At 61.2% G+C, this 16,640-nt stretch carries 13 protein-coding genes; 7 read left to right on the forward strand and 6 right to left on the reverse strand.

The genetic code is table 11. The annotated features are described in order from the left end of the window. Positions 1–8: 8 nt before the first annotated feature. From PQQ53_RS24220 to PQQ53_RS24235, 4 genes are all read left to right on the forward strand, one after another. Positions 9–1,562 (forward strand): TolC family protein, encoded by a 1,554-nt coding sequence (locus tag PQQ53_RS24220; RefSeq protein ID WP_408326722.1) that lies wholly within the window; start codon positions 9–11, stop codon positions 1,560–1,562. Next, positions 1,559–2,692 carry an HlyD family secretion protein gene (locus tag PQQ53_RS24225; RefSeq protein ID WP_408155451.1) on the forward strand — a complete coding sequence of 378 codons (1,134 nt, stop codon included), beginning with the start codon at positions 1,559–1,561 and terminating at the stop codon, positions 2,690–2,692. The genes PQQ53_RS24220 and PQQ53_RS24225 overlap by 4 nt, the downstream gene beginning before the upstream one ends. Positions 2,693–2,711: 19 nt before the next feature. Continuing rightward, positions 2,712–3,722, forward strand: coding sequence for a DUF2955 domain-containing protein (locus PQQ53_RS24230; protein ID WP_408326725.1), 1,011 nt, complete (start codon positions 2,712–2,714; stop codon positions 3,720–3,722). Between the two features lie 81 nt (positions 3,723–3,803). Beyond that, positions 3,804–4,184: a potassium channel family protein gene (locus PQQ53_RS24235; protein ID WP_408145343.1), complete on the forward strand. Its 381-nt coding sequence runs from the start codon at positions 3,804–3,806 to the stop codon at positions 4,182–4,184. Between the two features lie 79 nt (positions 4,185–4,263). Here PQQ53_RS24235 and PQQ53_RS24240 read toward each other — a convergent pair whose 3' ends face one another. From PQQ53_RS24240 to PQQ53_RS24255, 4 genes are all read right to left on the reverse strand, one after another. After that, positions 4,264–5,844, reverse strand: a complete 1,581-nt coding sequence (locus PQQ53_RS24240) for an FAD-dependent monooxygenase (RefSeq protein ID WP_408326728.1) — start codon at positions 5,842–5,844, stop codon at positions 4,264–4,266. A gap of 246 nt (positions 5,845–6,090) precedes the next feature. Then, positions 6,091–7,152, reverse strand: a complete 1,062-nt coding sequence (locus PQQ53_RS24245) for a class I SAM-dependent methyltransferase (protein ID WP_408326731.1) — start codon at positions 7,150–7,152, stop codon at positions 6,091–6,093. Between the two features lie 549 nt (positions 7,153–7,701). Then, positions 7,702–7,992, reverse strand: coding sequence for a BON domain-containing protein (locus tag PQQ53_RS24250; RefSeq protein ID WP_408326734.1), 291 nt, complete (start codon positions 7,990–7,992; stop codon positions 7,702–7,704). Positions 7,993–8,507: 515 nt separating this feature from the next. Then, positions 8,508–8,957, reverse strand: coding sequence for a GlcG/HbpS family heme-binding protein (locus PQQ53_RS24255; protein WP_408155443.1), 450 nt, complete (start codon positions 8,955–8,957; stop codon positions 8,508–8,510). Between the two features lie 111 nt (positions 8,958–9,068). Between PQQ53_RS24255 and PQQ53_RS24260 the strand changes: the two genes are divergently transcribed. After that, the gene (locus PQQ53_RS24260; RefSeq protein ID WP_408326737.1) at positions 9,069–9,971 is read left to right on the forward strand and encodes a LysR family transcriptional regulator; all 903 of its coding nucleotides are present in this window, start codon (positions 9,069–9,071) and stop codon (positions 9,969–9,971) included. A gap of 38 nt (positions 9,972–10,009) precedes the next feature. On the opposite strand, the gene PQQ53_RS24265 is transcribed toward PQQ53_RS24260, so the two are convergent. After that, positions 10,010–10,735, reverse strand: coding sequence for an alanyl-tRNA editing protein (locus tag PQQ53_RS24265; RefSeq protein ID WP_408145512.1), 726 nt, complete (start codon positions 10,733–10,735; stop codon positions 10,010–10,012). 87 nt (positions 10,736–10,822) lie between these two features. Beyond that, positions 10,823–11,665 carry a helix-turn-helix domain-containing protein gene (locus PQQ53_RS24270; RefSeq protein WP_408326740.1) on the reverse strand — a complete coding sequence of 281 codons (843 nt, stop codon included), beginning with the start codon at positions 11,663–11,665 and terminating at the stop codon, positions 10,823–10,825. 583 nt (positions 11,666–12,248) lie between these two features. Between PQQ53_RS24270 and PQQ53_RS24275 the strand changes: the two genes are divergently transcribed. Both PQQ53_RS24275 and PQQ53_RS24280 read left to right on the forward strand, forming a co-directional pair. After that, a complete protein-coding gene (locus PQQ53_RS24275) occupies positions 12,249–13,484 on the forward strand; it encodes an ABC transporter substrate-binding protein (RefSeq protein WP_408326868.1) in 1,236 nt (411 codons plus the stop codon). After that, positions 13,481–16,429, forward strand: coding sequence for a bifunctional diguanylate cyclase/phosphodiesterase (locus tag PQQ53_RS24280; RefSeq protein ID WP_408326742.1), 2,949 nt, complete (start codon positions 13,481–13,483; stop codon positions 16,427–16,429). Before PQQ53_RS24275 ends, PQQ53_RS24280 begins: the two co-directional genes overlap by 4 nt. Positions 16,430–16,640 lie beyond the last annotated feature (211 nt).

Genomic DNA, 16,640 nt, shown 5'->3' on the forward strand with positions numbered 1-16,640 from the left:
GGCGATCCGTGTCCCCGGCGGCAGTGCACGCACGCCTGTATTGGCCGCTTCTCGCCACGGGCTGCCTGAGCGCCTGCATGCGCGTCGGACCGGACTTTCACCCGCAGCACGAAAGCTGGACCGAGCACTGGAGCAGCACGTCAATCGAGCAGGTCACCCAGCAGGCAACCCAGCCTGACATTCGTCAATGGTGGCGAATCTTCGCGGACCAGAACCTCGAAAGTCTGATCGCACAGGCCGATGCAAACAACGGCGATGTGAAGATTGCGGGCCTGCGCGTGCTCGAGGCGCGCGCCCAACTGGGCATCGCGGTCGCGGGCCGCTATCCGCAGGTACAACAGGCCAATGCCGACGTCCTGTATTCGACGCGCAAACGCTCGGATGGAGTCAATCCGCACTCAGGCGGCTACTGGCAGTACGGGACGGGCTTCAGCATGGGTTGGGAGCTGGATTTCTGGGGGCGCTTCAGCCGCGCAATCGAATCGGCCAACGCTTCGTTTTTCGCGGCGCAAGCCAATCGCGATGACGCATTGGTTCTGCTGCACGCGCAGGTCGCCGATACGTATTTCACGCTACGCACGGCCGAGGCGCGCCTGCGCATTGCGCGCGAGAACGCCCAGTTGCAAAAGCGCAGCTACGAGATTGCGCAAAAGCTCTTCAGGAGCGGCGAGACCGATGAACTCGACTTGCAGCAGGCGAAGACGCAATATCTCGGCACGCTGAGCAGCATCCCCGATTTCGAGAGCCAGATCGTGCTCGCGCATCATGCGCTATCCGTGCTGCTCGGCCGCCCGCCTGGTCCGTTGCCGGAACTGAATGTGCAGCCGGACAAAGCGGAATTACTGCCACTCGTGGATCGGGCCGTGCTGCAGGATGTCCCGGCCGATCTTCTGCTGCGCCGTCCGGATGTGCGTGCGGCCGAATTGCAGATGGCCGCGCAGTCCGCGCTCATCGGCGTGGCGGAGGCCGATTTTTACCCATCCGTATCGCTGCTAGGCTCCCTCGTCTGGAGCGCGAGTTCCGTTAGCGGTTCGCCGAGTACACTGGCCCTGATCGGCGGCCCGAGCGTCACGTGGAACCTGTTCGACCACGGCAAGATAAGCAACAACGTGCGCGTGCAGGACGCCCGGCTGCAGGAGCTGACCGTCGCCTACCAGAACACCGTGCGCGAAGCGGCCCGAGAGGCCGACGACGCCGCTACGACCATCATCGCCGCGTGGCAACGGGACACGATCCTGAACGACGCACAAGGGGCCGCGCAGCGCTCGCTCAAGCTTGCCAATACGATCTATCGGGAAGGCTACTCGGACTTTCAGCGCGTTCTCGACGCGCAGCGTGCATTGTTCGCGCAGCAGGACGCGTACATCGTCAACCGCGGCAACGCGGTGGGCAGCCTGATTGCGCTCTACAAGGCGCTCGGAGGCGGCTGGTACTCGGAACAGCCGCTCGTCGATTCCGCGACGCGTCAGCAGATGCAGCAGCGCACCGACTGGGGCGACTTGCTGAACGAAACGAATGCGCCGTCCGCCACCGCCCGTTCATCCGAGGGTTCGTCACGATGAGCGACAAGCCCGAGCCCACCGCAGGCCCACCGGCGAAGCCACCGTCGCCGGCGCCTGCCGCCGACCCCTCGGGCAAAGCGGTGAAGTGGGTCGTTTGCGTGATCGCGGTCAGCCTGATCTGGTATCTGCTTGCCGATCGCTTCACCCCTTATACGCAACAGGCGCGTATTCAGGCCTACGTCGTCTCCGTCGCCGCAGAAGCATCGGGACGAGTGACGCGCGTTCTCGTGCATAACAACCAGGAAGTCAAAGCAGGCGACGTACTCTTCGAGGTCGATAACGAGCAATACCGGATCGCCGTCGATCGCGCGCAGGCCGACCTCGAATCGACGCGCCGGCAGATCGGCGCGAGCACGGCCGGGATCGAGTCGGCGCTCGCCTCGTTGCGCGCAGCCGTCGCGAATGAAATCAAGGCACGGCAAGATAGCGAGCGCCTCGAAAGGCTGTATCGCGATGACGAGGGCACCGTCTCGCTGCGGCGCCTCGAAGTGGCGCGAGCAACTCACGAGCAGGCCCAAAGCCAGGTTGCGGCAGCGCGCGCCGAAGTGGAGCGGGCTCGCGAGCAGCAGGGCGGCCATGAGGCAGACAACGCACAGTTGCGCAGCGCTGGCGCGGCGCTGAAAAAGGCCGAACTCGATCTTGCCAACACCCGCGTCACGGCGCGCTCAGGTGGCGTCATCACGGATCTGCGCACGGAAGTCGGGCAGTTCGTCGCGGCGGGCAGCCCGGTCATGACGCTGATTGGAATCCGCGACGTGTGGGTCAGTGCGGATCTGACCGAAAACAATCTGGGGCATCTGCGGCCTGGCACGCCCGTGGCGATTGCGCTCGACGCGCTGCCGGGCGAGGTTTTCGAGGGGCGGCTGCGCAGTATCGGATATGGCGTGAGCGTGGGGCAGAGCACGCCGCCCGGCAGTCTGCCCACGGTACAGAACAGCCGCGACTGGCTGCGCCCCGCGCAACGCTTTCCGGTGATCGTCGAGTTCGAACCGGGTGAGAGGGCGCGCCTTCGCAACGTTCGCGTCGGCGGGCAGGCGGAGGTGATGGCGTTTCCAGATCCGGGCAATCCGCTCAATCCGCTGGGTCGTGTGTTTTTGCGCGTGATGAGTTGGGTCTCCTACCTTTACTGAATGACTGGCCACGGCATCTATGGAACACAGGCTTCAGCTTCTCGGGCGACGTACGCTACGCATTGCTACAGGGACGGCACTGTGCCTGACGATCAGCTTCGCGCTGGACCTGTCGATCCCGGTGATCGCGCCGGTGTTCGCCGTCTTCCTTCTCGCGACGCAAAACCGGCCGCTGTCGTTCAAGGCCGGCGTCGTATTCGCGCTGATCGTGGCTTTGACGACGGGCAGCGGGCTGCTTCTTGTTCCGTTGCTGCGCCATTACGCATTCGCCGGTGTAATGCTTGTGGGCCTCATGCTCTTCCTGGCGTTTCGCTATGGATTGCGCGGCGGGAATAACCTGGTCTCCACTTTTCTGGTGGCCGGGCTGACGATGGTCTCCGCTGCGGGAACCGCTGACTTCCCATTGGCGGTGACGGTCGTCGGCGCGTTGGTGAAAGGCCTTGTGCTGGCCGTGCTGGTGGCGGCATTGACTCATGTGCTGTTTCCCGAGCCCGCGAGCACGGGGCCGCAGCCTTCGGCTCAGGCTATGCCCGACCGCGAGGCTGTGCGCATTGCGCTGCGCGCGGCGCTGGTGGTCATGCCGGCGTATCTGCTCGCCATCACCGATCCAGCGAGCTACATGCCGATCATTATGAAGTCGGTCAGTCTCGGTCGACAAAGCTGCACCACGACGGCTCGTAGCGCAGCGCGTGATCTCATCGGCTCCACGCTGCTCGGCGGCTTGCTCGCGATCGTGTTCTGGTTTGCGCTCAGGCTCTTTGTGGACCTGTGGATGTTTTATCTGTGGATGCTGCTGTTCGGCCTGCTGGTGGGACGCAAGCTCTATCGCCTCAGCCCGACGCGTTATTCACCGGGCTTCTGGCTAAACAGCCTGGTCACCATGATCATTCTGCTGGGCCAATCGGTGCAGGACAGTGCGGCGGGAAAGGACGTCTACACGGCGTTCGCGGTCCGTATGGGACTGTTCGTGGCCGTCACGATCTACGCGTGTCTGATGTTGCTGATCTTCGAGCAACGCCGTCCCGCGTGAGGACGCTGAGCGCATCATCCGTGTCTCTGCCCGCCGCTCACATGGGCGTCCGTCAGAGCACAGTCAAGGAGGTAGCTTGCAATGGGAAATACGACGAGCGACGCGGTCGTGCGCGTGCAAGCCCGTGAGATCTTGCGGGAATCCGGCAGAACGCTGTGGTATCTCCGTTCGATTCTTGCTGGCATTCTGTTGCTGTTCCTGCTACTGGCGCTCGCCATGTATTACATGGGAGATCCCGTGGAGACGGTAAAGCGAACGCCTTCGCCGTTTGGAGAAACCCTGTACTTCTGCGCGATCACGGCGCTGACCATCGGATACGGCGACGTCGTCCCTACGTCGACGTTCGGCCGGATCGACGCAATATTGCTTGGGCTGATCGGCATGGTGTTCACCGGGCTGATCGTGGCGGCGGCTGTACGGGGCGTGCAGGAAGCGGCGCACCGGGCGAGCGGTCGGGACTAGTGGGGCGCGCTGGCCGTCAGGCACGGCCCGTCGAGGCGAAGTTGATTCGATGCGGTTTTCCGTTACCTTTTCAATTGGGCTACGTAGTAGTCGGCGATGTTGTCCTTCGCATCCTTGGGCCATCAGGTTCGCCGAACCATCGCGCTATGGCCTGAGTGATCTCCTCATCGTCAGGGACGGCTTCACTTGCCCAGGCGACGAATCCGTCAGGACGCACCAGCAGAGCACGCAGGCCTAGCCGATCCCTGGCGTCGCGTGCTATGTAGGTGACCTGCTCTTGCCAGCGGCGCGTAAGCGTTTTAAGCGATGCGCCTGGCTCGAAGTCCAGGAACAGGCCCTTTCCTTCGCGCAGAAGGCTGCCGACCTTCGTTCCGTCGGCCAGTTCGAAATCAGGAACGCTGCGGCCTACCAGAGGATGACTGCCGCCAGGATCGTAGCGGAGCGACACGCCCCACACGCGCTCGGCGAAATACGTCGCGCCATCGCGGGTCTCGATGAGATCACGAATAATGGCTTCGAGCGCGCGCGTGCTTTGAGTGGGCCGCATGAGTACGACTTGCGCGCGCGACCAATCGAGAACCCGTGCTCCCACCGGATGCCGCTCCAGTTGATAGCTCTCGAGCAGGCCAGCCGGTGCGTCGCCACGGATTATGGACGCCAGCTTCCAACCCAGGTTCATGGCGTCGCCGAGCCCGAGATTGAGTCCCTGGCCGCCCAAGGGCGAATGGATGTGGGCGGCGTCGCCGGCGAGCAGCACCCGTCCTTTGCAATACGCTGTGGCCTGACAGGCGCGATCCGTCCAGGTGGTAGCGAGCAGAAGGCCGGTCAGGGTGACGTCTGTGCCCGACACGCGGCGCAACACCGCCTGCACATGCTCCAGCGTGATCGGCTGGATCCGGTGAAATGCGCCGCCGTCGAATTCGACCATCGCAATCGTGCCGGCACGCGCATAGGTGTACATGCCGGCCGGCGTATAGTGCCGGCCGGGGCGCAGCGCTTGCGGATCGGCCACCTCGACTTCGACGGAATAGCCAGTGAACTCAGGATCGGTGCCGACGAATTCGAAGCCACCTGCCTTGCGTATCGAACTGCGGCCGCCATCGCATCCGACGAGCCAGCGCCCGTGAAAAGTCTCCCCGCCAGCATGAACGGCCACATCCGCGTCTGACGCGAGGAAACCGTCGACGCTGACGCCGCGCCGGATTTCAGCACCCATCGCGCTGGCTCTGCGGGCCAGGACGGTTTCGAGTGTCTCCAAGGTGACTGCCATGCTGGTGTCGGCCGGGCTCGGCAGGCGATATGGCCACTTCGAGGTGTCGACGTCGTCGTGATAGAACTGGATGCCCGCGAAATGGCCGGCTGGCCGGCGCGGTTGCTGGAGCCAATGCGCTGCCGCTGCAGTCTTGCCGGCGTCATCATTCGCATGCTGCGCCGCGACCAGTTCGTCCAGCAATCCGCGGCGGTAAAAGGCTTCAAGCGTGGGAGCCGAAAGGCCGCGCATTCCGAACGGTAGGCGCTTCAAGGGCGAGTGAGGGTCTTCGGCTCGCTCCAACACCAGGACCGAGAGGTCCTGCAAGCGCAGCTCGCAGGCGAGAAAGAGGCCGACGGGACCGGCCCCGGCGATCACGACGTCATAGATAGGGGGATGAGGCTTGTGCATGAACGACTCCTTTGTCGATGTCCGACCGGAGCGTTCCTCAGATTGAGAACCACACGGACGAACGTTCGGGCGCCTCTATAGCGTCCGATGTTCGTCGTGGGGATCTCATGCACGAGGCCAAAGACCAGAGCTTTCGTTACCGAAAGGACTTGGGCTTACCAAACCAAGTCTGCCTTTTCCGACACCGCTTTATAGCACTGTGAGGAGCAGGCCGCAACGGGCGGCCCGCGGTCGAAGCAACAGCGCTCAAGCCTGCGCCTGAAAAATCAGATTGAACGGCGTTTGCGTTGCGCGCCTGAAACGCGTGAAGCCGCCCGCCGTCACGACTTCCCTGAGACGCGCCTCGCCGGCCTGCGCCCCGAGCGCTCGTCTGCCTTCCTGCGACAACGACGCACCCGTGCAGATCATCGTCGACGCCGAATAGAACACGCGCCCCACCGGGTTGAGATTGTCTTCGAGCCTGTCGTTCGCAAAGGGCTCGACGATCATCCACGACCCATCGGGTTTCAACGACCGCAATACGTGTGCCGCGGCGCCCGTGGGGTCGCCCATGTCGTGAAGGCAATCGAAGAAGGCGACGAGATCGTAGTCGTTGCCGGGAAACGCCTGCGCGCTCGCGACTTCGAAGGTGACGCGATCGCCGAGACCCGCCTCTTTAGCGAGTTCGCGCGCTCTCTGCACGGACGGTTCGTGATAGTCGAAGCCGACGAACGTCGCGCCGGGGTAAGCCTGCGCCATCAGTATCGTGGATGCGCCATGTCCGCAGCCGACATCGGCAACGATTGCGCCGCGTTTCTTGAGTATCGCTTCGACGCCATCGAGCGCGGGTATCCAGTCGGCAACCAGGTGCGCGGCATAGCCCGGACGGAAGAAGCGCTCCGTGCCCTTGAACAGCGATGGATGATGTTGATGCCATCCGACACCGAGGCCCGTGCGGAATGCCGCTTCAAGTTTGGGCAAACTGCGGAACATGGCTTCGGCGCAGTCGCAGAAGCCCGGAATGAAAGTCGGGCTGGTCTCTTCCGCGAAACACATGGCCATTTCGTTATCGAGCCGATAACGGGTGGTCTCGGGATCGTAACGGATGAACCCCGACGCGGCCTGCGCCGCAAGCCATTCGCGTACGTATCGTTCGGCGAGAGCCGCGCGTTCGGCGACCTGCTCCGAAGTCATCCAGTCCTGTTCGGCCATTGCCTTGTACAGGCCAAGGCGGTCGCCGAGCGCAATCAGCGGCGCGGACGCCACCGCGCCGAATTCTTCGACCATGCGCCCCATGAAATCCTGCACCTTCTGTTGATCGTATTGCATGTGCCACCTCCTTGACGAAGGCAGAATTGATCTGACGAAAACGTCTTTCGATGCATGCACTTTCCTGACGACGTCCATGCAAAGTATAGGCACTGGAAAGTGTCCTGAAGGCAGAAGCGCGTGGCAATTGAAACCCGGGGTCCGGAGAACACGACGCCGTTCTCAGGCGAACCGTCAATGCAACCGGCGTCGTATTTTTTCTATCTGCGACGCGATCAATGCGCGGCGCGCAGCCGCTTCATTGGCGACGTTGAGCGGTGACGCGATCGTCTTGATCAGGAAGCGATGAAACCGCTGCTCAGGGATGGGGCATCGCGTTCGAGCGCGAGGAGCCTCGGCATCGAAAGGCGACCGCGTTCAGGACGATCGCAATAGAGCGGTCCGTGCGGCCGGTCGCTCGTTCTGGGACGGTTCCATCGACCAGACGAGGCCACCGGAATCCGAAGTTCGAGGCACCGGCCGTACGGAGCAGGCAACTGCGACAGAGCATTCAAAATCTCAGTCGCAACTGAACTGCGAGCCTATCCGGCCGGCGCCGCGAGATGTGGCTCAATGCTCGTGCTCTTCCTCTCGAACCTTCAATCTGTTCGTTACCGACCTGACGCCGAGCACCGACCTTGCCGCGTTGCCCGCGCGCGAGATCTGCCAGCTCTCCGGTACCTCGCCCGTGAGCGTGACGACGCCGAGGCGCGCCCTGATGTGAATCCCCGAGTCGTCCATGTCCGGTACGCGCCTGAGGGCGCGGCGCACGTCACGAATCACCGAGGTATCCGGCCTGGTTCCAGGCGGCGACGTCGAGGTCGCCACCCGTTGGAAAGCGCCGTCGGGCGGCGCGTTCATCGTTGTCTGCGCGTTCGCATAGATGGCGCAACTCGCGCTGGCCGCAGCCAACATTGCGCCGATTATTCTGCTCGCCCCGTTTATATTCATGCTTCCTCCTTTGGGTTCCGTGAACTGCGCAGTGGAAAAACAGAAGAGTTGGACGTAGCCCCGCCATTGACTGAAGAATACCCGGGAATTGTCGAAGCGTTGTGGACGATGTGCGTGGCCGCTGCGGAAGGAATGGGGTGTCGAGGAGGGGGTAATGTCGAGAATGGGGCGGCTACGGAAGTCCTTCGCCGCGAGAGGGGCGGTGGGTCGTCCTGTGATAGCGAACTTCCGTAGCGGCGGATGCAATAGTTTGCTGGAATCGGGTGGCTGGCGTTTCGTCGTTCGGCGTCTTGCGCGGACGCTCATTCAACCGCGTGCGGCCGCTTCCGGAGCGTGCGAACAGGCAATGTCGATGCGCTGCGCCCTGACGATATTCACGGCTTCACGCTGTCTCGCCGCGCTGGCCCCCTGAACCGGCTTCTTCCTCATGCCGCCGTTGCCATGAACTGATCAGCACCGGCCTGGGCGACCAGCGCATCCTGATCGGAGCGCATGCCCGACACCCCTATCGCGCCGACCACCGCTCCGTCGCGAATCAGCGGAATCCCTCCATCGAGCGGCACGAGGTTATTCATACCGAGCAGCCGCAGGTGGAGTCCTCCTTGCGCGATTGCATCCTCGAAAAGACGCGTAGGACGCCGGAACAGCACGGCTGTTTCGGCCTTCTGTCTCGCAACATGGATACTGCCGAGTTGCGCTCCATCAAGTCGTTGCTGAAGCACCAGATGTCCACCGCTATCCACCACGGCGATCACCATGGGCCAACCATGACGTGTTGCCTCCTCTTCGGCCGCACGCGCGACCCGGCGTGCATCGGCGAGGCTGAACCGGTCACTGTAGCTCATGGGCATTTCATGCTCGTTTCGTTGGGTCATCAGTCGTCTCCTTGGGAACCAATCAGGTGTCTGCACAGCTAGAATGTACGACGGCGACCAAACCACGCATAGATGCGCGAGCCGGCAGAGATTCTTCCACTAAACGAGAGAATGACGGTCATGAACCGGGACGAATACGAAGTACTGTTGGCGATTCTTGACGAAGGAAGTTTGACGGCCGCCGCGCGATCGCTGGGCCGAACGTTGCAGTCGGTGAGCCGCGCCATCGCGAAGCTCGAGCGTGATCTGAACGCGACCTTGTTCCACCGGACGACGCGCCGCGTACAGCCTACTGCGGCATGCCTGAAGTTCGCCGCCCGGATACGACCCGCCCTCGGAGAAATCGATGCGGCACGCGACGAACTCGTCGATCACGCAACCCAGTTGCGCGGCAGTATTCGCGTTGGAGCGCCGACGGCATTCGGCGCTGAATTCGTTGCGCCGCTCGTTGCGCAGTTTCTGTCGATTCACGAAAGTGTCAGGATAGAACTGGTGCTCGCCGAGCAGCATCTCGACCTTGCCAAAGCCAACACCGATCTCGCGGTCCGCCTGGGTCACCTGCCGGACTCGACCCTGCGCGCGAAGCAGGTGGGTACGTTGCGGCGCGTTGTGTTTGGCACACCGGAATATTTCGCCTCGCATGGCTACCCGGCTCATCCGTCCGAGCTTGCTTTACACGACTGCATGCTGCGCCAGCATCCCCTGCGCGAGACATGGACGTTCAACCGCGCTGGCGGCTCAGTCGAGGTCGCAGGGCGTTTCCGGTCCACGAGCGCGCTAGCGTGCAATGCAGCGGCCGCAGCCGGAGCCGGCATAGGCCGGGCACCGAGCTTTCAGGTGCAGAAACTTCTCGACGCGGGGCAAGTGGTGACGGCGCTCGACTCGTTCGAGCCCGAACCCGTACCCGTTCATCTGGTATGGGCGGGAGGCCGCTCAGTACCGCGTCGCGTACGCACACTGATCGACTTTCTGGCCGCCCGGCTCGTCCCCGGAAAAGGCGACGGCGTTATCTGACGGCTTGTCGGCGGCTGATTCTGCGCTTATCCGGGTACTTACGCATTCACGAGGCCAATGCGCACACGCCGGTTATGGCGACCTTTGTTGTCGATTTTCAGAATACGGATCGCACGAGATGCCCCGGTTTCCGACAGATGAGTCCCGCCGCATGCCTGGCGGTCCAGCCCAACGATCTCCACGATCCGAATCTGGCCATCGTCGGTCGGCGGCGGCGCCACCGACCTCGAACGAATCAGCCCCTGCTCTGCGCGCGCGGCGGCGATTGGCAGGTAGACGTCCCGCACAGCGAGATTCTGCCGGATGACGTCGTTGACGGGGCCCTCCAACGCGCGCAGGCGATTGTTGTCGGCCTCGGGCACGTCGAAATCCATGCGCGCCGTGCCGTCGTCATTCATCTGCACGCCGGTGACGAGCGCACCATCGAAGGCCTGAAAGATCAACGCATTGAGCACGTGGGTGCCGGTGTGGAGTTCTCGCATCATCTGCCGGAATGCCGGATCGACCACGGCCTGGACCGTCCCGGTGAGCTCGGCGGCGGGATCGGCGAGGTGCATCCAAAGCCTGCCGTCGACCATATCGAATCCCGTCACCGCGATGTCTCCGCCGTTGTGATGGAGCGTGCCGCAGTCGGCCAACTGGCCGCCGCCGCCGGGATAGAACGGAGATTCGGCGAGAACCACGCGCCCAGGTCTGGCGTCGATCACCTGGGTTTCTAGTGTGAGGGTCTCAGGATTCGCGTGATAGAACGCACATGCTGGCATGTTTGCCTCCAATACGGGTTACAGATCATGGAAGTATCGGGAGGCGCGCCGCGAGCGTATTGGCAAAAATTGCGGCGGAAATCGGGGCTAGTGCGCTGTCCTGTCGGCCGCGGCCTGGGCAAATTGCAACGGCGTCATTCCAAAACACCGTTTGAAGTGCTTGGTGAGCGCGCTCTGGTCATAGAATCCCGTCGCGGCGGCCACACAGACTATAGGCATCCCGCGGCGCAGATGGTGGCAGGCCCGGCTCAGACGCACCTGGGTTAGATACTTGTGCGGAGGCAGGCCGACGCAGCGGTTGAACAGCCCGATGAGCTGGAAGGGCGTGAGGCCGACGGCGCCGCTCAGATCCTCCAGAAGCAGGTTCTCGGTGTGCCGGTCATGGATCAGGTCGGTCACGATCCGGACCAACGCCCGGTCGTGCGGCGCCGGCGCGATACGTCCACCGCCGCTGCCGTGCCGCTGATACAAACGTCCGAACGTCGAGAACAGTAATTCCCGCTCGCGGAAGAGATCGCGGCCTTCTTCGAGCGCCCGATGCAGCGCAAGAAACCCGTCGATGAGATCGGCGTCGCCGAACAGGTTGCGCGTGAAATACGGCACGTCCTCTATGCCGAGGCCGTGCGCGACCGCATTGAGCGCCGACTCCGTGAGATAGAACGACCGGTAACGCCAGCGCTCGCTCCAACCCATCCAGCCGGCGTGCGCCTCGACCGGATTGAAAACGAACAAGGTGGACGAACGCGCCTCTTCGACGAGGCCACGGCTCTTGATCACGGCACCGCCTGTTTCGGTGACCGCTATCACTAAACCTTCGTGTGTATGCGGTGCATACTCCTGGGTCGTGAAATCCGCACACATCAGGCTGAGACCCGGTGTGTGACGATCCCACCAATACCGCGATTGATTCTTTGGTTCGCTACGTGCCATGATCAACTCTAATATGACGCAGGGGCTGCATGAGCTTTGCTTCGGTCGCCGGGTTCATCCTTCGGATGCTGTTTCATCGAGGGTGGCAACCGGGCTTCACAGCGGAATTATAAGCAGTTGCATGTTCTGCGCTGAAACCGGAATCCTCAGCGTCAGAGCACAATCACAGATCGTCGATCCGGACGGTCTTCCGGCAATCAATACCGGTCGGGTTGACCGATAGCAACCCTGCGGCGTGTGCCACGGGATGCCGGTCGTGTCTCGTGGACCGTTTATGCACCGAATGCGCGCATGAAGTTGCGAAAAAGGAACGCATCGCTCGACCCGGTGACCCGTAAGCCCGTACCGCTGGTACCGGCGTTCCCGCACGGCAGCGAGATTCGGGCATATGTCGACTAAAGTCTTAACGTCCGTTGCCGTTATGCCGTGCAGGTTCGGCCTGTCGATGGATAACTGCCGGGTGCGCTGTTAATGTCTGCCGAAGCCCGCGCGATTACACCCCAACACGAAAAAGCCAACCCACGTGCGACCAACCGAGTTCACCTCCTTGTTGTCCGCTTTGGCCTGCCTGATTCTTTTGTCGTTGTTCGGTTGCCGTCAGCACGACCAGGCTTCTTCGAGCGCGAGCGGGCAGGCCGGGACCACCATCACCGCATTGATCTGGGCCCCTGACTGGCCGGAGGAAATGCTGCAGATCGCCGCTGAATTCAGCAAGCTGAATCCGGACGTTCACGTGAACGTGCAGTTCATGATCGGCAATTCGGTCGAGGAGAATATCAAACCTCGAATTGCCTCTGGCAACTTGCCCGATCTGGTGAGTATCAATCCGAATGCCTACGCGGCCGATCTGGCCGATCAAGGGTTTCTGGCCGACGTCAGCAAGACCTCCGCATGGAACAACATGCTCGATCCTCTCAGGGAGGATTGGACCAGCCGCCAATCCAGGCGCTTCGGAATAGCGGGGGGCGTGGCTACCACGCTGATCTATTACAACCGCGACATGTTCGCGAAGGCGGGGATCAAAGAACTGCCGACCAACTTCAACGAGTTCCTCGCGGTGTGTGAAAAGCTCAAACATGCGGGCTATACGCCTATCATGTGGAACGGCGGCTTTCCGAATATGCTTGGAAACGGTCCCTTCAGCTCAGGCTTTGCCAACAATGTGGTGGCGCGCGAGCCGGACTGGAAGAACAAGATCAGCGACGGCACGCTGAATCTGAACACACCTCAGGTAGCCGATATTTTTGCCAGGATGCTGCTGATCCCGGAGCGTGGTTTCGTACAGGAATCGTTCATGGCGACGGGTTACGATGACGGCATCAGGCTATTCAAGGAGGGCGCGGTCGCGATGGCTTTTCACGGCAGTTGGGCCGCCGGACTGTTGCTCCACGGCAACCCGTTCGACGTCGGCGTGTTCATCCCGCCCTGGAATGCGCCCGGCAAGCCGGTGGTGCCGGTGATCGGCAGCGAAACCGGCTTTGCCGTGCTCGAGACGCCCAACAAAGCCGCTGCGATGCGTTTTCTCGAGTTCATTGGCGGGCAAGGGTTTTCCATTATTCAAAGAAAGCGCCGGAATATTTCGCCGTTCAGGCAGACCTCGGCAACGGTGGTGAGCGATCCGAAGATGGTCGATTACACGAACATGGTCAGCCGCTACCCGGTCACCGGCAGCCCGTACTATTCGGCGCTGCCCTCCAATTCCATCGAGCGGCTGCATCGGCTGATGCAGGATGTGCTGTTCAGGAAGATCACGCCAAAACAGGCGGCGAAGTTCCTGGACGAGTCTGTCAAGAATGAAGCGAAGATGCATTACAAATGAGCTCACTCGTCGGTTGGCTGCGAAGCGCATTCGCCTACTTCTCGCTGGATCTGCTGCGCCGTGTCGAAATTCGCTACCGGCTCATCACCGCGTTCATCCTGCTTTCGCTGCTACCGATACTTATTTCCGGCTACATTTCTTATGTAGAGTCGACCGCGGCAATCAAGCAGAAGGCGGAGATTTTTTCGAAAGAGGTGGTCAAGCAGGTATCCAGGAACATCTCGCTGCGCATAGAACAGATCGAGACGGAAAGCGGCCTTCTGGTGTTGTCGGATCGTGTTCAGGACGCTCTGATCCGTGCCGCGAATGGCAATGAAAAAGAGCGCAGCGACGCGCGGCTCGACATGACCCGGCTGCTTCTGGAACACTACGGATCGGTTGATTTCATCAACCAGAAATATCTGCTCGACAAGAGCAACCGGATCATGGACACCCAGGCGTTCGCGCAACTGACGCGAGGGGTATTAGGTCTCGTCGAGCAGGCGCCCAATCACAGTGGCCGTCCTTACTGGGGCAGCTACGACAACGGCGTCGGACAACAGAACCTTGGGATGGTGCGGGCCATCATCGGCAAGAGCGACAATCGGCAGATCGGCAATCTGGTTCTGGTTATTCGCCCCGAACATTTTTCATCGATCTTTAATGATGTCGCGTTGGGCAGTGGAACCGAGATCTATGTACTGGATGCCAGCAATAACAGGCTGATCATTCGTGCCGACGGTGCACCCATGACCCGCGACGGTATCGCCGAGCCAGGGCTGATCGAAAAGATCGCAAGCGCCGGGCCGAACGGCGGGCCGGGTGTTTTCGTCGCCTTCGACGGTAAGAGCGGGGGCCGGTATCTTGCCGCGTACACCCGCATTCCGGGCACGACATGGTTTGTGGTCAGCACCATTCCTGAGAAGAAGCTGACCGCAGAGGCACAGTCCGTGCGCAACCAGATCATACTGGTTGGCGTCGCGGGGTTCCTGCTATCGATCTTCCTTGCCTACTTCATTTCGCACAGCATCTCTGCACCGCTCAAAGCGCTGGTGCGGGAAATGCATGCCACCGGTAGCGATGTGGGGGCCGAGATCGATGCGCAACCGGATGCTCACACCGATACTGGCGTCAAGGATGAACTCGGCAGGCTGGCGCAGCGATTCGAACGAATGCGTGCGGCGATCCGGCAGAAGATGCAGAAGATCAACGAGATCAATGCTTCCCTTGAGCAGACCGTCATCGAACGAACGGCGGAACTCGTCACCAAGGAGCAGCAGTCGCGCACGTTGATCGAAAACTCGCCCGACACGATTACGCGTTACGACAGGCAACTCCGGCGTACCTATGCCAATCCGGCGTTCTGTACTTCGGCGGGGCGCAGCCTCGACGGAGTGCTCGGAAAGCGGCCTTCAGAGGTTCCGGGCGGCGCTAACGCACTGATCTACGAGAGGAAGATCAGCGAAACGATAGCAAGCGGAACGAGTGGCCAGTTTGAACTGAGATGGCTCAGTAAGGACGGACAGGAACAGTGCAGCCATATCCGGTTGACGCCGGAGATCGAGCGCTCAGGCGAGGTGAGTTCCGTGTTGGCGGTCGGTCGTGATTTATCGGACCGGATGGTATTCGAAGCAACGATATGGAAACAGGCCAATTTCGATGCGCTGACCCATCTCCCGAATCGCCAGATGTTTCATGACCGGCTCGACCACGAAGCGAGAATGTCGCATCGTTCTGGACGGCCAATGGGTTTGATGCTGATCGATCTGGATCGGTTCAAGGAGGTCAACGATTCCCTCGGCCATGATACCGGCGACATCCTGCTGATCGAGGCCGCGAGGCGGATCACTTCGTGTGTGCGCGAATCCGACACCGTAGCCCGCCTTGGCGGTGATGAGTTCACGGTCATTCTGTCGGAACTGGACAACACCGAAAGCATTGAACAGATCGCGAAGACCATTATCGACACGCTGGCCGAACCCTTCAGGCTCGGCCCGGATGACGCCTTCATTTCTGCGAGTATCGGCGTCACGCTTTATCCTCAGGACACCCGTGAACTGGATGTTCTCTTCAAGAATGCGGACCAGGCCATGTATGCGGCAAAGAGCGCCGGGCGAAACCGTTTCAGCTACTTCACGCCCGACCTGCAAGTGGCAGCGGAAAAACGCCTGCGCCTCACGAACGATTTGCGTGCCGCTTTGCAGGCTGAACAGTTCCGCATCTATTACCAACCCATCGTCGATCTGGCGACTGGCGAGATTTACAAAGCGGAAGCGCTGATTCGTTGGCTGCACCCCGAGCGTGGCATGATCAGTCCGCTCGATTTCATTGCGTTGGCAGAAGACACAGGGCTCATCGTTCCGATCGGCGATTGGGTGTTCAAGCAGGCGGTGCACCAGACTCGTCAGTGGCGCCAGCGATTTCACCCGTCGTTTCAGATCAGCGTCAACATGTCACCCGCGCAGATTCGTCAAGACAATCTGGTGTGTATTCAATGGTCCGAGTACCTCTTGCAGGAAGGGATGCCCGGAATGAGCGTCGCCATTGAAATAACCGAAGGCTTGTTGCTGGACGCCGAATTGAACGGGAAATTACTGACGTTCCGTGATGCCGGAATTCGGATCTCGATTGACGACTTCGGGACGGGTTACTCATCCCTTGCGTATCTGAAGCGTTTTGACATCGACTATCTCAAGATCGATCGTTCGTTCGTACAGAACCTCGGCTTTGATCCAGACAATCAAGCGCTGTGCGAGGCAATGGTCATGCTTGCGCACAAGCTGGGATTGAAAGTGATTGCAGAGGGAGTGGAGACGACCGATCAACGCGATTTTCTCGCGGCGGTGGGGTGTGATTTTGCTCAAGGGTTTTTGTATTCCGAGCCGGTGCCGGCTGACCAATTTGAAGAGCGGGTTTGGCCGCGAATCAAGGATGTGGCCGATGAGGAACTGCACGGCTGGTCTTGAGATATTGGCGAGGCAGTGAATGACGGGTGCGAGCGAGGAGCGCACATGATGCGCTGGGAGTCGCACCGTTGCCGTTCGAACGGCGGCTCCGGTCGAAACGGATGTTCGCGGCTGCTATCTGACCAGCGAGTCGGAGACCGGCAAATTGCTGGATGAAATACGGGCGCTGACTCGTCGGCAATCGAGTGGAAACTGAGGAGAGCCTGAGCGC

It is taken from the genome of Paraburkholderia strydomiana, from assembly GCF_046030495.1.
Taxonomy (GTDB): Bacteria; Pseudomonadota; Gammaproteobacteria; order Burkholderiales; family Burkholderiaceae; genus Paraburkholderia; species Paraburkholderia strydomiana_A.

Coding starts and splice junctions, on each gene's coding strand:
- PQQ53_RS24265 (WP_408145512.1), bottom strand. CDS start 10,735: ATGCCAGCATGTGCGTTCTATCACGCGAATCCTGAGACCCTCACACTA.
- PQQ53_RS24230 (WP_408326725.1), top strand. CDS start 2,712: ATGGAACACAGGCTTCAGCTTCTCGGGCGACGTACGCTACGCATTGCT.
- PQQ53_RS24245 (WP_408326731.1), bottom strand. CDS start 7,152: ATGCAATACGATCAACAGAAGGTGCAGGATTTCATGGGGCGCATGGTC.
- PQQ53_RS24255 (WP_408155443.1), bottom strand. CDS start 8,957: ATGACCCAACGAAACGAGCATGAAATGCCCATGAGCTACAGTGACCGG.
- PQQ53_RS24250 (WP_408326734.1), bottom strand. CDS start 7,992: ATGAACGCGCCGCCCGACGGCGCTTTCCAACGGGTGGCGACCTCGACG.
- PQQ53_RS24260 (WP_408326737.1), top strand. CDS start 9,069: ATGACGGTCATGAACCGGGACGAATACGAAGTACTGTTGGCGATTCTT.
- PQQ53_RS24240 (WP_408326728.1), bottom strand. CDS start 5,844: ATGCACAAGCCTCATCCCCCTATCTATGACGTCGTGATCGCCGGGGCC.
- PQQ53_RS24235 (WP_408145343.1), top strand. CDS start 3,804: ATGGGAAATACGACGAGCGACGCGGTCGTGCGCGTGCAAGCCCGTGAG.
- PQQ53_RS24280 (WP_408326742.1), top strand. CDS start 13,481: ATGAGCTCACTCGTCGGTTGGCTGCGAAGCGCATTCGCCTACTTCTCG.
- PQQ53_RS24225 (WP_408155451.1), top strand. CDS start 1,559: ATGAGCGACAAGCCCGAGCCCACCGCAGGCCCACCGGCGAAGCCACCG.
- PQQ53_RS24270 (WP_408326740.1), bottom strand. CDS start 11,665: ATGGCACGTAGCGAACCAAAGAATCAATCGCGGTATTGGTGGGATCGT.